General features: G+C 67.8%; 21 protein-coding genes and 1 pseudogene. 15 read left to right on the top strand and 7 right to left on the bottom strand.

Annotated elements, in window-relative coordinates:
• The first annotated feature begins 186 nt into the window (after positions 1-186).
• The 3 genes and pseudogenes from OG842_RS43185 to OG842_RS43175 all read left to right on the top strand — a co-directional run.
• Entirely contained in the window at positions 187-1,362 is a 1,176-nt protein-coding gene (locus OG842_RS43185; protein WP_328512763.1) for a cupin domain-containing protein, read from the top strand.
• 7 nt (positions 1,363-1,369) lie between these two features.
• Complete coding sequence (locus OG842_RS43180) at positions 1,370-2,176, top strand: hypothetical protein (RefSeq protein WP_328512762.1); 807 nt, start codon at positions 1,370-1,372, stop codon at positions 2,174-2,176.
• Between the two features lie 233 nt (positions 2,177-2,409).
• Positions 2,410-2,529 (top strand): annotated as a pseudogene (locus OG842_RS43175) (IS5/IS1182 family transposase); the annotation flags it as partial.
• 777 nt (positions 2,530-3,306) lie between these two features.
• Here OG842_RS43175 and OG842_RS43170 read toward each other — a convergent pair.
• Entirely contained in the window at positions 3,307-3,567 is a 261-nt protein-coding gene (locus OG842_RS43170; protein ID WP_328512761.1) for a hypothetical protein, read from the bottom strand.
• A gap of 238 nt (positions 3,568-3,805) precedes the next feature.
• Here OG842_RS43170 and OG842_RS43165 point away from each other — a divergent pair, with 238 nt between their 5' ends.
• Positions 3,806-6,256 (top strand): tetratricopeptide repeat protein, encoded by a 2,451-nt coding sequence (locus OG842_RS43165; protein WP_328512760.1) that lies wholly within the window; start codon positions 3,806-3,808, stop codon positions 6,254-6,256.
• A gap of 34 nt (positions 6,257-6,290) precedes the next feature.
• Complete coding sequence (locus tag OG842_RS43160) at positions 6,291-6,539, top strand: hypothetical protein (RefSeq protein WP_328512759.1); 249 nt, start codon at positions 6,291-6,293, stop codon at positions 6,537-6,539.
• A 366-nt stretch (positions 6,540-6,905) separates the two neighbouring features.
• Here the strand turns inward: OG842_RS43160 and OG842_RS43155 are convergent, their stop codons facing one another.
• Complete coding sequence (locus tag OG842_RS43155; protein ID WP_328512758.1) at positions 6,906-7,328, bottom strand: MarR family transcriptional regulator; 423 nt, start codon at positions 7,326-7,328, stop codon at positions 6,906-6,908.
• On the bottom strand, positions 7,325-8,023 hold the full coding sequence (locus OG842_RS43150; protein ID WP_328512757.1) for a hypothetical protein: 699 nt from the start codon (positions 8,021-8,023) through the stop codon (positions 7,325-7,327). The genes OG842_RS43155 and OG842_RS43150 overlap by 4 nt, the downstream gene beginning before the upstream one ends.
• Positions 8,024-8,869: 846 nt before the next feature.
• On the opposite strand from OG842_RS43150, the gene OG842_RS43145 reads away from it, so the two are divergent.
• The 3 genes from OG842_RS43145 (at position 8,870) to OG842_RS43135 (ending at position 11,664) form a co-directional block, all read left to right on the top strand.
• On the top strand, positions 8,870-9,442 hold the full coding sequence (locus tag OG842_RS43145) for a transcriptional regulator (RefSeq protein WP_328512756.1): 573 nt from the start codon (positions 8,870-8,872) through the stop codon (positions 9,440-9,442).
• Between the two features lie 255 nt (positions 9,443-9,697).
• Positions 9,698-10,600 (top strand): hypothetical protein, encoded by a 903-nt coding sequence (locus OG842_RS43140; RefSeq protein WP_328512755.1) that lies wholly within the window; start codon positions 9,698-9,700, stop codon positions 10,598-10,600.
• A gap of 707 nt (positions 10,601-11,307) precedes the next feature.
• A complete protein-coding gene (locus tag OG842_RS43135; RefSeq protein ID WP_328512754.1) occupies positions 11,308-11,664 on the top strand; it encodes a hypothetical protein in 357 nt (118 codons plus the stop codon).
• Positions 11,665-11,925: 261 nt separating this feature from the next.
• Here OG842_RS43135 and OG842_RS43130 read toward each other — a convergent pair whose 3' ends face one another.
• Complete coding sequence (locus OG842_RS43130; RefSeq protein ID WP_328512753.1) at positions 11,926-12,438, bottom strand: tetratricopeptide repeat protein; 513 nt, start codon at positions 12,436-12,438, stop codon at positions 11,926-11,928.
• 470 nt (positions 12,439-12,908) lie between these two features.
• Between OG842_RS43130 and OG842_RS43125 the strand changes: the two genes are divergently transcribed.
• The 3 genes from OG842_RS43125 to OG842_RS45525 all read left to right on the top strand — a co-directional run bounded on the left by OG842_RS43125 (position 12,909) and on the right by OG842_RS45525 (position 14,599).
• Complete coding sequence (locus OG842_RS43125) at positions 12,909-13,331, top strand: hypothetical protein (RefSeq protein ID WP_328512752.1); 423 nt, start codon at positions 12,909-12,911, stop codon at positions 13,329-13,331.
• A gap of 22 nt (positions 13,332-13,353) precedes the next feature.
• Positions 13,354-13,860, top strand: coding sequence for a GNAT family N-acetyltransferase (locus OG842_RS43120; RefSeq protein ID WP_328512751.1), 507 nt, complete (start codon positions 13,354-13,356; stop codon positions 13,858-13,860).
• A gap of 466 nt (positions 13,861-14,326) precedes the next feature.
• Positions 14,327-14,599, top strand: a complete 273-nt coding sequence (locus tag OG842_RS45525; protein WP_443064100.1) for a DUF6188 family protein — start codon at positions 14,327-14,329, stop codon at positions 14,597-14,599.
• Positions 14,600-14,707: 108 nt separating this feature from the next.
• Here the strand turns inward: OG842_RS45525 and OG842_RS43115 are convergent, their stop codons facing one another.
• Positions 14,708-15,043, bottom strand: coding sequence for a C40 family peptidase (locus OG842_RS43115; RefSeq protein WP_328512750.1), 336 nt, complete (start codon positions 15,041-15,043; stop codon positions 14,708-14,710).
• 121 nt (positions 15,044-15,164) lie between these two features.
• Here OG842_RS43115 and OG842_RS43110 point away from each other — a divergent pair, with 121 nt between their 5' ends.
• The gene (locus OG842_RS43110) at positions 15,165-15,473 is read left to right on the top strand and encodes a hypothetical protein (RefSeq protein WP_328512749.1); all 309 of its coding nucleotides are present in this window, start codon (positions 15,165-15,167) and stop codon (positions 15,471-15,473) included.
• A 237-nt stretch (positions 15,474-15,710) separates the two neighbouring features.
• Here the strand turns inward: OG842_RS43110 and OG842_RS43105 are convergent, their stop codons facing one another.
• Positions 15,711-16,943, bottom strand: a complete 1,233-nt coding sequence (locus OG842_RS43105; protein ID WP_328512620.1) for an IS4 family transposase — start codon at positions 16,941-16,943, stop codon at positions 15,711-15,713.
• 174 nt (positions 16,944-17,117) lie between these two features.
• Here OG842_RS43105 and OG842_RS43100 point away from each other — a divergent pair, with 174 nt between their 5' ends.
• A complete protein-coding gene (locus tag OG842_RS43100) occupies positions 17,118-17,945 on the top strand; it encodes a DUF4158 domain-containing protein (RefSeq protein ID WP_328512748.1) in 828 nt (275 codons plus the stop codon).
• 31 nt (positions 17,946-17,976) lie between these two features.
• Here OG842_RS43100 and OG842_RS43095 read toward each other — a convergent pair whose 3' ends face one another.
• Positions 17,977-18,609 (bottom strand): type III effector protein, encoded by a 633-nt coding sequence (locus OG842_RS43095; protein WP_328512747.1) that lies wholly within the window; start codon positions 18,607-18,609, stop codon positions 17,977-17,979.
• A 126-nt stretch (positions 18,610-18,735) separates the two neighbouring features.
• Here OG842_RS43095 and OG842_RS43090 point away from each other — a divergent pair, with 126 nt between their 5' ends.
• Both OG842_RS43090 and OG842_RS43085 read left to right on the top strand, forming a co-directional pair.
• The gene (locus tag OG842_RS43090) at positions 18,736-19,167 is read left to right on the top strand and encodes an Hsp20/alpha crystallin family protein (protein ID WP_328512746.1); all 432 of its coding nucleotides are present in this window, start codon (positions 18,736-18,738) and stop codon (positions 19,165-19,167) included.
• 97 nt (positions 19,168-19,264) lie between these two features.
• Positions 19,265-19,660 (top strand): DUF2267 domain-containing protein, encoded by a 396-nt coding sequence (locus tag OG842_RS43085; RefSeq protein WP_328512808.1) that lies wholly within the window; start codon positions 19,265-19,267, stop codon positions 19,658-19,660.
• Positions 19,661-19,703: the final 43 nt, after the last annotated feature.

The following is a 19,703-nucleotide window of genomic DNA, read 5'->3' as shown; positions in this document are numbered from 1 at the left end:
TACTGGGCGCCCGCCGTGCCTGGGGGCGGCGGGCGCCGTCCAGCGCTCCATCCGACACGAGAGAAGGAGTACGTCATGAACGGTCTGATCCTCTCCAGCCGCTCCATCAAGGGAGCCGCACCCCGGACCCCCGACGGCGACGGCGGGGGCACCGGCAAGGGCGACGGCAACGACTGATCGCCGACCATGACCACCGCGATCGACGCGGCGGTCCGTAGCCTCGGCGAGGACTTCCTCGCCGAGGCCTTCGGCCGCTCCTTCAAGCACTGGTCACAGACCGCCGCAGGGCTGCGCGGCCTGTTCACGTGGGACGACCTGAACGACCTGGTGGCCCGCCACCGCCTGGACGCCCCGCGCCTGCGCCTGTTCAACGACGGGGAGCAGGTCCCGCCGTACAAGTACCTGCACACCTCGGTCACCAAGCGCTCCGAAGTCCGCCACCGGGTCGAACCCTCGGGCCTGCACCGGCAGATCGCCGCCGGCGCCTCCCTGGTCCTGGACGCCGTCGACAAGCTCCACCCCGGCGTCCAGGACCTGGCCGAGGCGCTGGAGCGGCACTTCCGCACCGACGTCCAGGCCAACCTGTACGCGTCCTGGCACCCCACCGAAGCCTTCGGCATCCACTGGGACGACCACGACGTCGTGGTCGTGCAGCTCGAAGGATCCAAGCGGTGGAACCTGTACGGGGCGACCCGCACGGACCCGCTGCGCCTGGACGTCGAGGCCCCCGCCAAGCCCGAAGGGCTGCCGGTCGCCGAAGTGGTCCTGCAGGCCGGGGACATGCTCTACCTGCCGCGGGGCTGGTGGCACGCGGTGGCCGCCACCGAGGGCAGGTCCCTGCACCTGACATGCGGCCTGACCCCGGCCACCGGACACCACCTCCTGGTCTGGCTGGCCGGACAGCTCCTCCACTCACCCACCCTGCGGGCCGGCGTCCCGACCGTGGCCGGCCCCGCCGAGCGCACCGCCTACGCCGAGCAACTGCGCAAGGAGGTGTCCGAGGCCCTCCACCCCCACATCGTCTCTGAGTTCACCGCCTCCCTGGACGCCCGCGATCCCGGGCGCCCGGCCCCGTCCCTGCCGCACATCGGCGACGTCCCCGCCGAACCCACCCTGGTCCTGGCCCTCACGACCGCCCGGGCCGCGATCGAGGACGCCGACGGAGCTGTGGTGCTGCGCGCCGCCGGACACGAATGGGAGTTCCACCCCTGCGTCCGGCCCGCGCTGGAGGCCCTGGTGTCCGGCGCCCGCCTCACCTTCGGCGAACTCGCCGAACACTCCGCCCTCACCGTCGAACAGGTCGCGGGCCTCGCCACCGAGCTGGTATCCAAGGACGCGGCCACCGTCTCCCACCCGAGGTAGGACCAGCATGTTCGACACCCCCGCACCCGCCACCGCCGACCGGATGCTGGCCGCTCAGCGGCACGCCGCCGACCAGTTCGGCCTGCGAGCCACCAGCAGCCGGGTGTGGGGGTACCAGGGCCGGACCCTGTCGGCAGCCGCCGGACCGCACTGGCTCCGCGTGGTCAGCGCCGAGGCCGGAACCGAGGGCGGCACCCTGTGGGACGGCCCCTCCGCCTCCCGCACCCTCCCGGCCTCCGTGCCGCGCCCCGACCTCTTCCGGATCCGGGACTGGACCACCGACACGCACGCCTACCGGGCCGAGCTCTACTCCTTCGCCCCGGACCCGATCGTCTCCCCGCGGCCCGTCCTCGACGACGACCCCGACCTGCCCGAGACGTGGTGGAAGGAGATGACGGCCGCCCTGGAGACGCTCGCCGACGTCCCGCCGCCCACCGGCCGAGAGGCCGTACGGGAGGAGTACCTGCGCCGCGTCATCCCCGAGTACACCGGACACCAGATCGACGCCGTCACCTGGACCACCGCCCACGGCGACCTCCACTACGGCAACATCACCCGCGGCCCGCACATCCTGGACTGGGAAGGGTGGGGCCGCGCCCCGTACGGCTACGACGCCGCCACCCTGTACGTCTACGCGCTGCTGTCCCCCGAGGCGGCCAACCGCGTCCGGACCCAGCTGGCCCCCGTCCTGAACCGGCCCGAGGCACGCACCGGCCTGCTGACTGTGTGCGCCCAGGTCCTCCAGGCCCAGGACCGCGCCGACTTCTACACCGAGCTCGTCGGCCCCGCCCGCGAACTTCTGGCCCACCTGTAACCGCGCCTGTTCACACCCGGTTGGGCCCGTCAGACCCAACGGGCCCAACCGGAGAACCCGCCGCCCCAGTAGCCGACCAGACCAGCCATCGTCTGGCTGAGCTGCCTCAACCAGCGTCCGGCATGTCAGACGGTTGCCGTCTGGCCCGAGGCCTGTCGAAGAAGGTGTGGGCTGCTGGATTTCGTCGTTCGGCCCATTGCGGGGCGCGCGGCCGGGGAAGATCGGCGTATGAACGCGCTCACCAGCACGCTACCAGGGCCCGCAGAAAGGGGCCCCGGCCGGCGAGCCGCATGACCATGCCAATCGGCCGCTCCCGCGGAGGACTGACCACAAAGATCCATCTCGCGTCCGACGTGACGATGGGCCGCTCCGTCAGGCGCCGGGCGGGTGCCTGGTGGGTGAGGCCCGCGGCGCGGGTGGCGAGGTCGAGGTCGAAGGCGTCCAGCAGGGACACCGAGCGCAGGACGTGCCGTTCGTCGGCGGTGAGGTCGGACAGGGCGCGGGCCAGGAGCGCGGGGAAGGTGTGGTCGAAGTCGGCGGGCTGCGGCTCGCGGAGGCGGCGGATCTCCAGGTAGCGGGAGGCGGCCAGGTCGAGGTGGAGGGGCAGGCCGTGGGAGCGGGCGGTGAAGCCCGGGTCTCGCGGCCGATGAGGGGCCGGCCGTCCTTGACCAGGCGGCGGGCGAGGTGGTCGTCGCAGTCCTCGGGGGAGAGGTCGCCGACCAAGTGCTGCCGCCCGCCCGGCGTGCCGTGCCGGGGTGGCGGGATGGGGCCCGGCGCGGTGGCCAGGCCCGGCCAGGCGGCGGGGCCGGTGTGGTCGAGCTGCCCGTGCAGCGCGGGGTCGGCCCACACTCTTCAGGTTCACCGTCGCATCGGGCTCGACCGGTGACGCCCTGATCCGCGACATCACCGAGGCCCTGCCGCCCAGTGGGACGGCTTCCTGCTTCACCGCCCGCAGCCGCCGCGTGGAACGGATCGACGTCGAGCTGTGGCAGGACCACAAGCCGACAAGGCCCTGACTAGGGCATGCGAAGGTGAGATTCGGGTGAAGGGCCCCTTGGGGGCGGGGGATCCCGCCCCCAAGGGTGTCGCTCGAGGCATCTCTCTTCGATACAACGGTGTTAGGCAAATCGTCATTGCCGAGCAGTGGGGCTATGCACGCCATCTACCCGCGCTTCGTCCGGTGCCCCCCTCTCCAGCTCAGGTGCGTTCTCGGCCTCTGCGCGGCTCACCTTCTGGGTGTTGCGCTTGATCGCTACCCTCAGCTCACTGAGTGCGTGCACCACAGGGATGCAGGCCTGAATGAGTTCCGCCACCGCCTTCGGGACACGGGCGGCAGCGCCGAAGATGATCACGATTCCGCCGATCACGACTGGAATGGTCGTCAGCTCCATCACTTCCTCCGGAAGTTAAGGCCAGGCCGGGTGCCTGGCACGATGAGGATCCGCGAGCTGGATACGGCCGGGCCACTCCGGATTGGCTGGAACAAGGGAATCCGTGCTGGTGGGCGGGCTACGGTGAGTTATCCGGTCCGGATCCGGACCAGAGAAACGGGGGAGGCACATGGCTGGGACGCAGAGAGTTGAAGGGCCACGCAAGCGGTTCGGGGACAGGCTGAAGGAGCTGCGAACCGTGTCGGGGCTGGATCAGAAAACGGCCGCGAGAAAGGCGAACGACAAGGCCAGGTCGGCACGGCCCGTCTCCCCCGGCAAGCCAGTGACTCTCACCGATAAGGGGATCAGTTCATGGGAGCTTGGCGATCACCTGCCGCGGTGGGAAACGGCGAGGTTGCTGGTCCGGGTGCTGATCGAACGTGCACGGGCTCTGGATGTTCGTCCAGATGATCGGAACCTGACCCCAGGACTGCTGCACGAGAAAACGTGGGAAGACTGGTGGAAGTCCGCCCAAGCCCAGCCACAGCCGACCGCCAGCAGTAAGTCGAAGTCATCTCCTGCGGCCCTGTCTCCGGACGTCTTACGCGCGGCTGCTGAGACGGACGCTCCCGCAGGCCTGGATAACCTCCCCTTCCGAACAGACCACTTCGTCGGGCGTGCCGCTGAACAGGAACAACTCGACTCGGCATTCAGCACCACCAGCGCGGCGCAAGTCGTGTTCGGATTGGGCGGCGTCGGCAAGAGCACCTTGGCTGCGCACTGGGCTGCCACCCGCCCCCACGGCTGTATTCCCGTTCGTTGGATCACCGCTGACAGCCCCACAAACATCCGGCAGGGTCTGGTAGACCTCGCCACCGCTCTCCAGCCAGCCCTGGTGGCTGCTCCGACCGCAGAGGTGCTGGCCGAGTTCGCCTTGCAGTGGCTCGCCAGCCACCGAGACTGGCTGCTGGTACTGGACAACGTCAAGGATCCCGCTGACATCGCCCCGCTGCTGGCCCGCGCTTCTGGCGGCCGGTTCCTCATCACCACCCGGCGCTCCAGCGGCTGGCGTGGCATGACAACGCCCATGCGCCTCGACGTACTCGCCCCCACCGAATCCCACAGCCTGCTCGCCACCGGAACCCGACCCCATGGCGAAGGGGGTCCGGATGCGGACGGCGTGCAAGAACTCTGCGATGAACTAGGGCATTTGCCACTGGCCATCGAACAGGCTGGTGCCTACATCACAGAAGCCGGCCTCACCCCACGCGCCTATCTGGACCTGCTTGCCGACCTCCCGGCGGACATGTACCGCCGAGGGGAAGAAGGCCGCGCTGTTGATCAGACCATCGCCCGGATCTGGCACATCACCCTTGAGCGCCTCGCCGACACACCTCTCGCAGGCCATCTCCTACGCACGCTGGCCTGGTACGCCCCCGACCGCGTTCCCCGCATTCTGCTCGAATCCCTGGGAGAGCAGCCCGCCGTGCATGACGCCGTGCGGCGTCTTGCCGCCTACAGCATGATCACCGCAGCCCCGGACACGGTGACCGTGCACCGGCTTGTCCAGGCCGTCGCCCGCACTCCCGATTCCAATGATCCCCACCGCCAGCCCCGCGACATCAGCCGAGCCCTCAGCGACGCCACCACTGGCCTGGTCTCAAGAGGTTTGGACAACGGGGACGACCCGACTTCCTGGCCCGCCTGGCGGGAGCTCGTTCCTCACATCGACGCCATCGTCGACCACGCCCCGCCGGGCACCGATACTGAGCGCACCGCGGTCGTACTCAATCAGACTGCACTCTTCCTTGCGGAACAAGGTCTTATCGCCCCTTCCACTGCATACCGTCAACGGGCCCTGGCAGCCAGGGAACGCATCTTTCCTGCTGACCACCCCCACATCCTGACCTCGCGGCACAACCTCGCCTGCGCGTTCCACGCTGCAGGTGACCTGGAGAAGGCGATCCCCCTCTACAAGTCAACGCTGGAGGCGCGGCAGCGGGTGCTCCCTGTCGACCACCAGCACACGCTGGCCTCCCGGCACAACCTCGCCTGTTGCTACCACGATGAAGGCGACCTGGAGAAGGCGATCCCACTCTACGAGCAGATTCTGCAAACCCAGGAGCGGGTGCTTTCCAACGCCCACATCGACACGCTCACTTCGCGGCACAACCTCGCCTGCGCGTTCCACGCTGCAGGTGACCCGGAAAAGGCGATCCTCTACTGCGAGCAGGGCCTGAGGGATGCGGAACAGGCCCTTCCCATCGACCACCCTCTCACTCTGACTTTGCACAGCAGCCTGGCTGACGTGTACCGCTCCAAAGGTGATCTGGAGAAGGTGATCCACCACTACAAACAAGCTCTGACAGGCCGGGAGCGAGTTCTTCGCGCAGGCCACAGCCACACGCTGGTCTCGCGGAAAGACCTGGCTGACGCGCACCACGCTGCAGGCAACCTGGAGGAGGCGATCCTTCTCTACGAGCAGAACCTGGCGGATGTGGAGCAGTTCCTTCCCGTCGACCACCCGGCCGGGACTCAGTTGAGATTCACACTTGCTGGTGTATACGAGGAGGCAAACAACCCAGAGCGGGCACTTGCCCTATACGAGCGTGCCTTTGCGGACGCTCAAAAGTTCCTCCTGGACAACCATCCCGACGCACAACAGGAGGCACTCGACGGCAATCCGGACCCGCCGAGCTCTCGTAGGTGAAGTCCACGCGCGGCGTGGTGTGCACGATGAGGGCGTGCGCACGACGGCTCTCCGTGCTGATGGGCGAGCAGGCGTGGAATCGGGGCTCGGCGCCGGTCGGTACGCGCTGCTGTCCCCCGAAGCGGCCACCCGCATCCGGACCCAGCTGGCCCCCGTCCTGAACCGGCCCGAGGCACGCACCGGCCTGCTGACCGTGTGCGCCCAGGTCCTCCAGGCCCAGGACCGCACCGACTTCTACGCCCAACTCGCCAGCCCCGCCCGCGAACCCCTGACCCACCTGTAGCCGCGCCTGTTCACACCCAGCTTGGTGTCCCGTCCGGAGCGGCAGTACCGGTCTGACGTTTCACGTTTCCTGTTTGGACGCGTGGATCAGCGCCAGGGCACAGTGGTCGTACCCTCAGGGTTCAAACCGTACGGCCAGAGCCAAAACCGCGCTCGCATCGCTATGGTCGGCGGCCTCTCGGTAGAGGATCTCGCACCCTCCTCCCACTGCCTTGTCACGCACCGCTGGGCTGTGATGTCCCTGGAGGGAACGGTGTGCACCAGGTTGTCCAAGACTGCTTGGGCAAGTTCGCCCAGTCTGCTTGGACAACCGTGCCGTCAGCGACACAGAAACGGCGCCGCGCCCTGGTGCGTGTCCGGGGCGAGGTCAAGCAACGCGCAGCTTCTTGCGGCGTTCGAGGGCGAGCTGCTCGCGGTAATCCTGAACGGCCTGGTGGTAGCGGGCGACGAAGTGTGGGTCGTCCAGCCGGTCGGCTGGGTCCATGGCATCGATAGCGGCCCGGGCGTCGGCCGGTGTCTCGTACGCGGCGAGCATCGCGTTGATTCGGTAGACGCCGTTGCGCTGCTTTGTCACGAGGCGGGCCAGTATCAGTTCGCGCAGGCCGGAGGTGATGCTGGGGCGGCTGAGCCCGAGCAGGGCGGCGATCTGGTTCTGGCCCATCTCGGCACGGCCGCCGGGCTCGCTGCGGGAACGCAGGGCGAACAGAACGCGATAGGCCGGCCCGGGCAGGTCCAGGGCCGCGACCACGCCCTCCGCGTTGACCGGCGTGAACAACATGCCCCTGCTCACCGCTCGCCCTCCTTCTGACTCGTCCTTGCCCGGAACCGCTCCCGCCGTTCCCGGCGCTTCTGAGCGCGCTCCTTGCGGAACTCTTCGATTGCCTCGCGCATGTGCTGCAGTGACGGGAACCGAACAAGGTCTGGCAGTGCTGCGGCCCGGAGCTCCGCCAGAGCATCGGCCTGGTCCACCTGAACATACTCGGTCCTGCCATCGGACAGCCGCACCAGTTCGGCCGCAACGTAGGAGTACGGCGGGTTGAACTGGTACACGCCGCGCCCGCGTTTGATCACGATGCCGTGGCCCATGATCTCCCGCAGCGACTCGTTGACCTTCTGGCGCGGGACGTCCAGGATCTGCGCCATGTCGTCCTGAGTAAGCGGGATTCGCCCGCTGGCCCGTTGCCCGGCGATCAGCAGCAGGATCAACCGCAGCGGCAGTGCCTCACGGTAGTACTGGGCGATCACGAGGAAGAACTCCAGCGCCACCATCGCGAAGGCGTTGGGGCGCTCGGGATCGGAGAAGAACTCCAGCTGCTGCCGCTGACGGCCGACGGTGATCTCCCGGCCCGGGTAGGACCGCGCCAAGTCGTCCAGGCCCTCGATCTTCCGTAGCCGTTCTCCGAACGCACGCAGTGGATCGTCCGGAGCCAGCCCCGGATTCTGCGCGGGACTGGCGGTGCGCCGCCGGCGCTGTGACTCGGACACGAGCAGCTCTCCAAAGTTCCAAGATCCCGGGCGTCCAGCAACGTAGCAGAAGGTCAGTACTTCTGACCTCAAGGTCGGCATTTCTGACCTCCGGCGCGTCTTGTGTCCCCCCAGGGGTGACACATCTCCTGCACGAACTCCTGCGCGCTCCGGGCAGGTATGGGGGTGGTGCGCGGACTGGACCCCCGTGGCGGAAAGTCAGCAAGACTGACCTTCTGCGGGCAAAGAAGTCAGTATTCCTGACCTCTCGCATGCCAAGTAGTCAGCCTTACTGACCTTTCGGAGACGTTATGCCTACTCAGAAGTGACATTCGAGCCTCTTTATGTCCCCTCTCGGGAGTCACAAGCATCCCCACTGCAACGCTGTGACCTGCGAAAACGCAAGCTCTTCCCTATCTGATGTCTCGCAGGAAGGCGCACACCGGGCACCGTCGGGGCCCAAGTAGCTTCGCGTGCGGCTCCATGAGTCAACTGCGGGCCGTAGGCGGCATCAGCGGAGCTGCGTCTCGGGTTGTACCGACCGTGACGACCAAAAGCGCGTAAGCGTGGCCGGTGCCTGTGGCCGGTGCCGCCGCCCGGCCCTGGGGGGCCGCTCGGCTCCGGTACCTCCGTACCCCGTCCCGTAGAGCTCCGCATATCTCAGCTCCCTTTCTCAGGCCGGGGTAGGACAGCAGGGAAGGGCTGCGCCATCGAGGAGGGAGTCGTGCGGTGTTCTGGGCGCGCTTCAGCTGCCGGGCAAGGTGTTGATCGCCGGAGGAAAGCATCACATAACCTCTGATAGGCCTGCATAAGGTAGAATCTCAACTATCGTTTCAGGCAACGGAGTTCGATGGAGAAGGGTGCGAAGTGCCGGAGAGGAACATCGACTTCGGGAAGTTCGGCGCCCGGGGCATCAAGGGAAGCGATGCCGTCATCCGGCAGCTCGACGTCCTCGCGGGCGGCATCGTCACCCCGGTCACCGCGAAGCGCGGCCTGATGGCCCGCCTGCACTACCTGACGAAGACCGACCACAGCCTCGCCGCGGCCAAGGACGCCGGCCTGACGGTGACCGACCGGACACTGCAGGCCTGGCTGGAGGGCACGCGCCGGCCGTCGAAGGCCAACCTGGAACGCATCGACGCCGCCTACCGGGCGGTGCGCCGTCGCAATGTGGCCCGGCATCTCCTGGCCCGTCTCAACCGTGAGGGGCGCGGGACCAGGGTGGAGATCCACCCGCTGAATCAGTCGCAGGTGGCCAGGCCCCTGCAGCGGGTGGTGGAGTACCGCACGATGAACGTCCGCCGCTGGGACCGGATCGTCGAGGCCTGGGCCGCGGGCGACGTCCAGGGCCTGGAAGACGAGTGGACCGACGTCCTGCCCGACCTCGGTTCTCAGTGGGGCCAGTACGAGTACGTCACCAACATAGGCTTCGCCGCGTAGCCCCACTCGGCCGAGACGCCGTAAAGGGGGGTGACGCCTCCGGTGAGCCGATCAGGCTGGTGAACGGGCGAGTGCCCCGGCCGCTTCCTTGTCGTTGTCACTGCATGGAGGTGTGCACGATGAGTGGTTTCGCTCCCGAAGGGGCCGACGGATCAGGGGTCACCGCGTTGCGGACGCTGATCGAGCGGGGGTGGCAGCTGACCACGGCTTCGTCACCCCATGAGTTGGCGCGCTGGAGAGCGACCGCTCTGTGTGTTGGACACGCTCACCACGAAACCGGTCGTTGACCTGCCGCCCTCGGAATGGGTCCTCAACGGTGCGCAGGACGCTGAGCAGGAATTCGCACGCGGCTGGGGCTCACTTCTCGGCGCCCTGGAAGGGGAGCTCTTCCGTCAGACCGGGCAGCTCCACTTTCCTCACCAGAGCGTCCCTGCCTCGGAGTCCGTGCCGCTGGTCGGGCGAATTGCTGAGAGCAGTCCCGAGCCCCACGAACGGGAGGCGAGCGACAGCGCGGTCTGTCTTCTTCTGCTTGGCCCGGTTCAAGTCGCCAACGCTCCGGGAACAAGGGAGAGCCGCCTCCGTAACTCGCTGACCGAACTGGCCTGCTGGATCTACCTTCACCCCGGGGCCGGCCCGCAGGACCTCGAAAAGGGTCTCCACCCCAAAGGGAAAGGGAGCAAGCAAACGCGGAACTCGCGATCCTCCCGACTGAGGGCCTGGATTGGAGCTGAGGCGTTTCCCCGTGTCGAGCAGAACCGGGGATACCGGTTCTCCGAGCGTGTGACCAGCGACTGGAAGCAGTTCCAGGACCATCACCTGGCCAGTCAGGGTTCCAGTGAGGGCGCGGCTGGTCACCTGCGAGCGGCCCTGCAGCTGGTCCGTGGGCGACCTTTCGCGGATACCCCGCCAGGGCGGTTCGAGTGGGCGGTGGACATGAAGGCGTCCATTACGAAGGCATTGGTCGACGCGTCTGTGCGTCTGGCTCGCCTGCACCTGACGGAACACGAACCTGAGGCGGCCCATTGGGCGCTGCGGCAGGGCTTTCGCGCACTGGGCGACACCGAGCATGAACTGGACCTTCGGGTGCCTGCCTACGACAAGGACGAGGATGCCGTCCTCGCAGCCCTGCGAAATCTGCAGAGCAGGGCACCCAAGTAGCCAAAACGTACCGGTCTCGATCCGCTATCACCCGGGGCAGCTTCGCGCGTACGGGCAGCGATGCGATATGGCCACGTCCCGTTGATCACGTCGACCAGCACCGAGGCCCGCGTCTTCAGGGGCTGCGGGTGTCGGCTGCCGGGCTGGCGGGTGGTCACATCTGGAAGATGGGTTGGCCCTGCGGAACGTGCGAAGTGGCCGCAGGGCCGTCCCGGGAGCACCGTCCTGTCAGGGCACTCACGCCCGACCGTACGAGCAGCAGTGGTTCACCGCCCGGCGAGCTGATGCATACGTGTTCCCCGGACACCGGTGCAGTCGCGAGGGGCCCGCGTTGCTGCCGAATTCCTGTGCAGCCTGCTGCCGCGCCCGGTCATGTGCTCCGGCTGGGTGGGGCCGAGTCGGTGACAGGCCGTCTACCCTTCGTGTGGGGCCGCTCCCGCCCGGTGGTGACCTCACCTCGAAGCCGATGCCACCACCGGGTTCATCGCTGGCCGGCCTCGGCGAGTCGCCGGCCCACGGGAAGCGCGGGATGTATCGATCCCTCAGGTGCCGGTGATCCGGGGCAGGTTGCGAGGGCGATTTCGGAGGCCGTCGGTGCAGTCTGAGGCAATACAGGTTCCGGGTCGGACTGGCCGCTGGGCTTCGGCCTGTTCGCCGACGACCGGGCCCCCGCCGTCGACCGGTGGTTGGAGCGAAAGCTCGGCGGGATGTCCCCGGGCATCCACCGCCCCGAGGAAGCCTGGATTCGTACTCTCCTCGACGGTGGCCCGCGGTCCGAGCCTCGCTCCCGGCATACGACATGGGCCTACCTGGGTGAGATCCAGCCGGTGCTGCTGGAGTGGTCCAGTCGCTACGACCACCTGCGCGAGGTCACCCGGGAGGACATCATCGCCGCCCGGGACGCTGTCACCGGCAAACAGCGCGAGAGCCGGATCGTGGCACTGCGGTCGCTATTCCGGCACGCGAAGAAGAACGGCCAGATCTTCCGCAACCCCACGATCCGCATCCCTGTCCCCCGACAGGTGTCGGCGTACGGGTCAACGTGCACCGCCGCGTACGGCTGAGCGTGCACAGGCTCGAAGCCAGCCCCATCAGTGAAACCACAGGTCGGCCCACTTTCACGATCGGTGTGGCACCTCGGGTGTGCCATGTCGTCGTGCGGAGCGACCATTACTCAGAGTGAGAAAGAAGCTTTCGCCCTCCCAACCACGCTCATCGCTGCAGAAAGCCGATCTCCCATCAGACACTGCCGTGTCCATGCCGGTCGCGGACACGCCCACCGGCCAAGGCCCTTCTGCGCCGGCCTGGTGCGGGGCAACTGCTTCCTATTCGGGCCGGCCGTCGGCGAGCCACTGGGCGAGGCCACGCAGCCCGAATGCCCACCGCCCGAGGTCGGTGACCTCGGCGTGCCCGGTGACGACGGTCAGCAACTCGGCCACCGCCTCGTCCGGCTGCCGGGCGTCGTTGAGGGTCAGCGCGCGGAAGACGCGTACGGAGTCCGAGTCGGGGAACTCCCTGCGGGCGCGGTCGAGCACCGCTAGCGACTCGTCCAGCTCGCCCAGCCACCTCAGGGTGCTGGCGTACTGGCACAGGCACCGGCGCAGCACGTCACCGTCGAGGCCAAGGGCGAGCGCCCGCTCGTAGTAGCCGCGAGCGGTCTCCTCCTGGCCCGCCGTGTCGTAGGCGCCACCCACCTCGTATACGAGGACTGGGTGACCAGGGTGTTCGGCAAGCAGTGCCTGGAAGTAGGCGATCGTCGGCGCCATGTTCGCCCGGTCGCGCTGGTCGTAGCCACGCTGGATCGCCTCGGCCAGTTCGGGCGTCACGTCGGTCGTCACTGCTGCGCCTCCATGCGTACGGGTCCGAAGATCGGCTCACCATAATGCAGCCTCGTCCGCAGGCGCCTGCCTGTGGGCCGACCCGGCGTTGGCAGCGTTGGCGTCTGTACTTGATGGAGCCATGTTCCTCGTCAGACGCGGATGCCTGCCTCGTCGAGGGTGGGCTGCTGTCAGCTACCGATTATGACGAGCGACGCCCCGGCTTCCCATGTCTGCCAGTCCGTCAACCGAGAGGACGCGGGAGCATCGACGTCGCTTACAAGTCGCTGCTCCATACAAGACGCTATGCACGTTCGACCGTACGCGGCGGTGCACGTTGGCCCGTACGCCGACAACAGGCCGGCGGCGTCCTCCAGGCCCTCGTCCAGGCGGACATCGACGAGGCCGTCGCCACCGCCACCACCCCAGACATCCGGCTCATCGTCGCCCTGGCCGCCGTCCACGCGGCACGGCCGAAGATGATCCGCACCATGCAGCTGGACGACGTCGACCTGGGCAACCGGCGCATCACCGTCGACGGCCACGTCCGCCCGCTCGACGACCTCACCTGCCGTGCTGTCCTGGACTGGCTCGATTACCGCCGCAGCCGCTGGCCGAACACGGCCAACCCCCACCTGCTGATCACCCAGAAGACCGCCGTTGAACTCGGCCCGGCCGGCAAGCTCTGGACCACCCGGGCCACCCGCAACCTCACCGCCACCCTCGAACGGCTCCGCGTCGACCGCCAGCTCGAAGAAGCCCTCACCCACGGCGCCGACCCGCTCCACCTCGCACTGGTCTTCGGCATCGACGAGAAGACCGCCATCCGCTACGCGGACTCGGCGCGGGCACTGCTGGAACAGACAGCCGAGCACTCACCGTCGCCCTCGGGAAAAGAACTTGGCCCGGACTGACGGGACTTGAAGAATGACGGCCATGCAGATTCGACAGGCATGGCCTGATGATGCGTCAGTGGTCGCCGGTGTCTACGTGCGCTCCTGGCAGGCGGCCTTTGCCGGTCTTGTTCCCCAGCACTACCTCGACGCCATGGACCCAAGCCGCGAAGAGTCCGAGTGGAAGACACGGATCGCGGAAACACGGTGGCCGTCGTCGGGGGTACTGGTAGCCGAAACCGAGGCCGGGATCATCGGATTCGCAAGTTTCGGCCCGTCTCAGGACATCTCTGTCACCGCGGAAATCGGCACGCTCTACGCGATGCCCGAGGCCTGGGGCACAGGGGTCGGAAAGCAGTTGATGGCGGCAGCATTGACGACTCTCGGACAGGCTGGCTACGCACAGGCCGTCTTGTGGGTACTCGAAGACAACGAACGAGCCCGGCGCTTCTACGAGGCCGCCGGCTGGCGCCCCGACGGCGCGGCCGTGGTGGACACGACCGGCGGGGCCGCTCTCAACAAGTTGCGTTACGGCCACCCTCTTGGTTAACCCGCTCTCGGGCGCCCAGAGAGCCAGGAAACGGCGTGGTCGTGAGTTGGAGTCAAACTCGCGGAACCAGCACCGTGAGGCACGGCGACGGACCCTTGGGTTCCCACCAAGAGCCCTTCAGTTTGCGTGAACCCGCGGGATGTCCCGTCGCATCGGAGCTGTCTCCGGATCTTGCCCTGAGCTGCTGGTTCGCCAAGTGGATCGAGAACACACCTCGCCGGATTCTCAACAGACGCGGCTTCGGTGGAACCGTGATGACCGTCCATCGCCCTCGGCTGGGCCGTGCACCATGCTGAGGTGATGAGCACTGAAGCAGAGCCGGTCGAACACGATGACCGGTGGCTCTTGGATCTCCGAGGGTGGGGCGTTGCTGGGATCACTGTCGACTACCGCCTCACTCTGGCGATGAAGGTTGGGAAGTCGTACTCGAAACGCCTGCTCGGCTCTCATCCGGGCCGCCCCAGGCGTGCTTCTGGCGCCTGAGACTCAGGACGTAGCCGCAATCCTTCCGCTCTTCGGGACGAAGGTCGTCTCTGCGGTCGCCTTCAAGTCCGGCACGCTCCGGATGGTGTTCGAGGATGGCACGCATCTGACGCGTCCAGCCGATGCAGCGTTCGAGGCGTGGCAGATCACAGGACCTGGAGGATGGCGGTTCGTGTCCCTGCCGGGAGGCGACCTCGGCGTCTGGTCCGGCTCCGCGGCGAATGAGAATTCACAAGGTCGGTCTGCAGAGCATTGAGAACCTGTCAGCTGGAGTGCGACGGGACAACGGTCGACCTGCGGGTTTGTCCCAGCAGCCGACATGCCGACGACAGGATGGCCGGACACCGACATCTCTATTCGGAACCTACACGGCGTCAGAGCACTCGGCGTACGTCCCAGTCGTACCGCTCCAGTACCCCGACGTCGAAGTGGTCTCGACGGTCTTTCCGGGCCGGGGTGCGTGGATCATGGTGTTGTTGCCGGCATAGAGGCCGACGTGTCCCCAGTTCCCGTCGTTGTTGATGACGATGAGGTCGCCGGGCCGGATCTGCGAGCGGGGGACTCGGGCGCCGGAGCGCCGCATCTGCTGGGAGGTGCGGGGGAGAGCGATCCGGGCGCCCTGGTAGAAGGCGTAGAGCATCAGGCCCGAGCAGTCGTAACCGCCTTTGGTGGGGCCCGTGGTGCTGCCGCCGCCCCACACATAGGGGGTGCCGCGCTGCGCCGGGTTGCGTTGACGACAGCGCCGGCCCGCCCGGTCGCCGTAGCGGCTGCTGGAGTAACTCGGCAGAGGGTTGCTACGTTTCAGCAGTATGAGAAGCGCTGTGATCGTGGTGACAGTCGGCGTCGCCGCCGGCGTCTGCCTGATTTTGGTGGATCGTGCTTTGCTGTGGGCAGAGCGCCGTGGGTGGATCTACTACCGCAAGACAAAGGGGCGTACTTCCGCGCTGGTAGAGGGGTTCTCTCCAACCGCGCAGGCGGTGAAGCAGGCGATGGAGCAGGAGAGGTTCCGTAAGAACGTCCGGGTCGGAGAGGGGACGCCACTTGGTGTTGACCTGGACAAGGGCGTCGTACGGGTCCGTCGCTCGGTACCTGGTCGGCAAGAATCTGCCAACTCGAATGAGATCGAGTGAGAATACGTTTACTTGAGTGCGACAGGACACGGGACTCTAGGCCCAATACCGGTGATTTAGGTGCTCTTCTGGCGTCTGCTGGCGGGTTTGGTGGGCGGGATGAGTGTGATTGCTGCTGCGGGTGGTCGGGGTGGGTTGCGGTGGTGGGTGTGTTTGAGGTGCCAGTTGGCCATCTTGCGTTTGATGACACGGGGGTTGGAGCGTTGCCTGCGGGGTGGCAGGAGTCGTTCCAGCAGCTCACGGATGGTGTGGGTCAGGGCTCGACTGAGTCGTGAGGGGGGAAAGTGCCGCCTGGTCGGTGACGTGGCGGCGAGCGATGCGAAGGGTGCGGGTGAAGGACAGTCTGTCGGGGTCGAGGCCGGCCTGGTGAGCGGTGTGGTGCATGACGTCCCGGAGTGCGTGGTGGACAAGAAGGAAACCGTAGATTTCCTGCTCGACGCCATCGGGGTACTGGGAGCGGAGGACGAGGCGGTGTCCGCCCTGATGGGTCTTGATCTCGTCCAGGGTGTTCTCGATCTCCCAGCGTTGATGGTAGAGGCCCGCCAGGTCGGCCGCAGGGGCCTCCTGCGGGTTACAGATGGTCGTGATCAGCCGGTAGACCGTGTCGTCGTCCTCGCGGCCGAGGGTGTACTCGATGACGCGGACCCGGACCGGGTCCCGGTGCTTGCGGTCGCCTGCCGCAACGATCTCGGACAGGTAGGAGCCGTCGTCGAAGGCTTCGAGGACCGGGAGCACGATGTTCTTCCGGACGCGCCACAACAGGTCCGCGCCCGTGTCCGAGGCGGCCCGCCACAGCTCGAAGCCGGTGATGCCGCGGTCGGCCATCAGCAGCATTCCCGGCTCGAGCCGGCCCAGCAGGCCGGGAATCAACTGCTGTTCATGAACCGACAGCGGGCCGGTCGCCGCGGCGAACACCGCGTGTGTCCCGCACTCCACCAGCGCAGCGACCCTCACCTGCGGGTAGGCACTGCGCTGCTGTCCCCGGCCCGAGCCGGGCCGGCCGAAGAAATCGCTGTTCGCCCCGGTGTCCGGCACATCGAAGACCGTGCCGTCCACCGCAACCAGACGCCACTGCCGATACCAGGCACCAGCAGTGTCCGGGGCGGCCACCGGCCGGCACACTCGCGCGAACAGCACCTTCAACGGCTCCGGCCCCAATCGCCGGCGGGCCCGGCCGATCGCCGCTGTCGTGGGCACCTGCCACGGTTTCTCCCACCGCCGCACCCGCTCCAGCCCCTGCGTCAGCAGTCGGGCCACCTCCTCATAGCCCTGCCCGGAGAACAGACACATCGCGAGCACGAAATAGACCACCACCCGGGCCGGCAACAGCCGCGACCGCTGTTCCAGACGCCCACACCCAACAACCACCTCATCCACCAACTCGGGCGGAAACACCCGCGTCAGCACACCCAGAGCGATCCGGTCCGACAACCGCTCACCCGACGACTTCACCTGTCCAGGCCTTGGCACACCACACCCAACGACCCACCACCAACAAAGTCACCGGTATTGACTCTAGGCCCTGTTCTCCCGAAGCTACGGCGGAGTGACAAGTAGCTCTCTGTAGCGGATCAGGGTGCGCTTGTCACCGTTTTCGATCTTCTGGGGTCTTCGAGGGCCGTGCTCGGCGAGGTTGGTCCGGTCATGACGACCGGAAGGAGCCTGTGGTGCGGCAGGAGTGGGAGCCGGAGGATCGAGGTCTGGACGCTGCTGGAGGAGGATCAGGAGCGGCTGCGGAACAAGTCGGGGGCGAACCGGTTGGGGTTCGCGCTGTTGCTGAAGTTCTTCGAGGTGGAGGCCCGGTTCCCGGAGGACGCCGGGGATATCCCGGTACCGGCGGTGTCGTACGTCGCTCAGCAGGTGAGGGTGCCCGCCGAGGAGTGGGCCGCGTACGACTGGTCGGGGCGGGCGATCAAGCGGCACCGAATGGAGATCCGGGGCGTGTTCGGCTTCCGTGAGTGCACCGAGGAGGACCAGGCCCAGCTCGCCGAGTGGCTGGAGGTCGAGCTGTGCGGGGTGGAGCTGAACCGGGACCGGCTCGCGGAGGCGGTGGTGGCCCGCTGCCGCAACGACCGGCTGGAGCCGCCAGCCCCGGGGCAGATCGCCCGGCTGGTGGGCAAGGCGGTCAGCACCTTCGAGGAACGGTTCTGCGCGGCCACCGTGGGCCGGCTGTCGGCGGCGACCCGGTCCCGGCTGGACGACCTGATCGCCGAGGACGCCGGCACGGACGCGGATAGCGCGGGCGCCGGGGGCACGTTCTTCACCGAGCTGAAGGCGGACCCGGATGCGCTGGGGCTGGACAGCCTGCTGGCGGAGGTGAACAAGCTCCAACGGGTGCGCGGGCTTCAGCTACCGCCGGAGCTGTTCGGGGACGTGTCGGGGAAGCTGGTGGCGGCCTGGCGGGCGCGGGCGCGAACAGGCTGGCCGCGTCGGTCTCCAGGTCTCCCCTCGTTTTCCCAGGGGCGGACGTGACCGGGCTGCTGTTGCGGTGCGCGGGGCGGGGTCAGGGAGGTGTGAGGGTGTCGAGCCGGGCAGTGAGGTCGAGGTGGGCGGCGGCCAGGTACGGGCGGGTGGCGGTCAGGGGAGCGATGAGGTCGGCGGGGTCGTCGTGGGCGAGGGCCGCGTGGAGCGCGCCGAGCGGACGGCGGGCGGCGGGCGGAAGGTCGGTGAGGGCGGTGATCTGGCCGGCGAGGCGGCGCAGGTCGGCCACGTTGTGGCGGGCCCAGGCGGCGGCGGTGCGGTCGGCGGCGCGGCGTTCGCGGGTGGCCTGGACGCGTTGTTCGCCGGTGGTGCCGACTGGGCCGGGGCGGCCGCGCAGGTATCGGCGCTCGGCGGCCTGGCGGCTGGCGACGCCCAGGGGTTGGGCGAGGTCGGCCCAGCTGGCTCCCGCGTCGCGGGCCGTTTCGATCAGCCCGGTTTCCCATCCGGCGAGCTGCTCGCGGACCTGCCGGAGCAGCATCAGGGAGGCCAGGGCCGCCTCCGGTCCGGGAGCGGGAGAGCCGGTGGTGTCGGGGGTCTCGTGCCGGGCGGTGTGCAGGGCGTCTTCTATGGCTTTCAGGGCGGCCGCGGCGGCGAGGAATGTCGCCGGGTTGTGGGCGCCGGTGCTGGGCGTGGACGGCTGGTCGGCTGCGGTCACGGCACCTCCTCCTCGTTGTCATCCAATGGACGACTTCATGTTTGTCATCCATTGGATGACATGTTACAACGGTGTCAGTGCAGCGCATTGGCAGCAACTGCCCGAACCTGCTGGAGGTGTTTCACGATGTTGATGCGCACTGACCCCTTCCGTGAGCTGGACCGGATTGCTCAGCAGCTGATGGGGCCGGGTACCTGGTCGAAGCCGTCGGTGATGCCGATGGACGCCTACCGCGAGGGCGACGAGTACGTGGTGGCCTTCGACCTGCCTGGTGTGAGCGCGGACGCGATCGACATCGACGTCGAGCGGAACATGCTCACCGTCAAGGCCGAGCGCAGGCCGGTGGCGAAGACAGACGACGTGCAGATGGAGCTGTCCGAGCGGCCGCTGGGCGTGTTTTCCCGCCAGATCGTGCTCGCCGACACCCTCGACACCGAGCACATCAAGGCCGACTACGACGCGGGCGTGCTGACCCTGCGCATCCCGATCGCGGAGCGCGCCAAGCCCCGCAAGATCTCCATCGGCGTCGGATCCGGCCACAAGGAGATCTCCGGCTGACACCGGACAGGTGCGGAGGACGGGCATCTGATCTCCCCCTCACCCGCCCTCCGCACCCCGTGGGCAGTCCGAAGGACAAGAAGGGGTGACGGCCGAGATGACCCTGCGACGCGAAGCGTTCCTCGACCACGTGAAGGAGCGCGGCGAGTACGGCACTGTGGAGGAAGCCGAGCGCGCGGCCCGTGTGGTGCTCGCCCTGCTCGGCGCGCATCTGGTCGGCGAGGTTCGCGCCCAGCTCGCGGCACGTCTCCCGGAGGAATTCGCCCTGATCCTGCTCAACCCGCTGCAGAGCGCCGAACCGCTGCCCCCGGAGCGGTTCTTGCGGGCGACCGCGGCCTGGATCGAGGGCGCCACCGAGCAGACCGCGACCTGGGACGTCAGCGCCGTGCTGTCCACGGTCGCCGACACGGCCGGCGAGGACCTGCTGGGGCAGATCCTGCTCCAGCTCCCCGCCGGCTACGACCTCCTCTTCGGCCGCCCCCAGCCCACCTGACCCCTACCTCGGTGCCACACACCCGCACCGCTCTACGAAAGGC

The sequence above is a fragment of the Streptomyces sp. NBC_00376 genome, from assembly GCF_036077095.1.
GTDB lineage: Bacteria > Actinomycetota > Actinomycetes > Streptomycetales > Streptomycetaceae > Streptomyces.
Note: the sequence above shows the minus strand (reverse complement) of the source record. Positions and strands in the feature narration are given on the sequence as shown.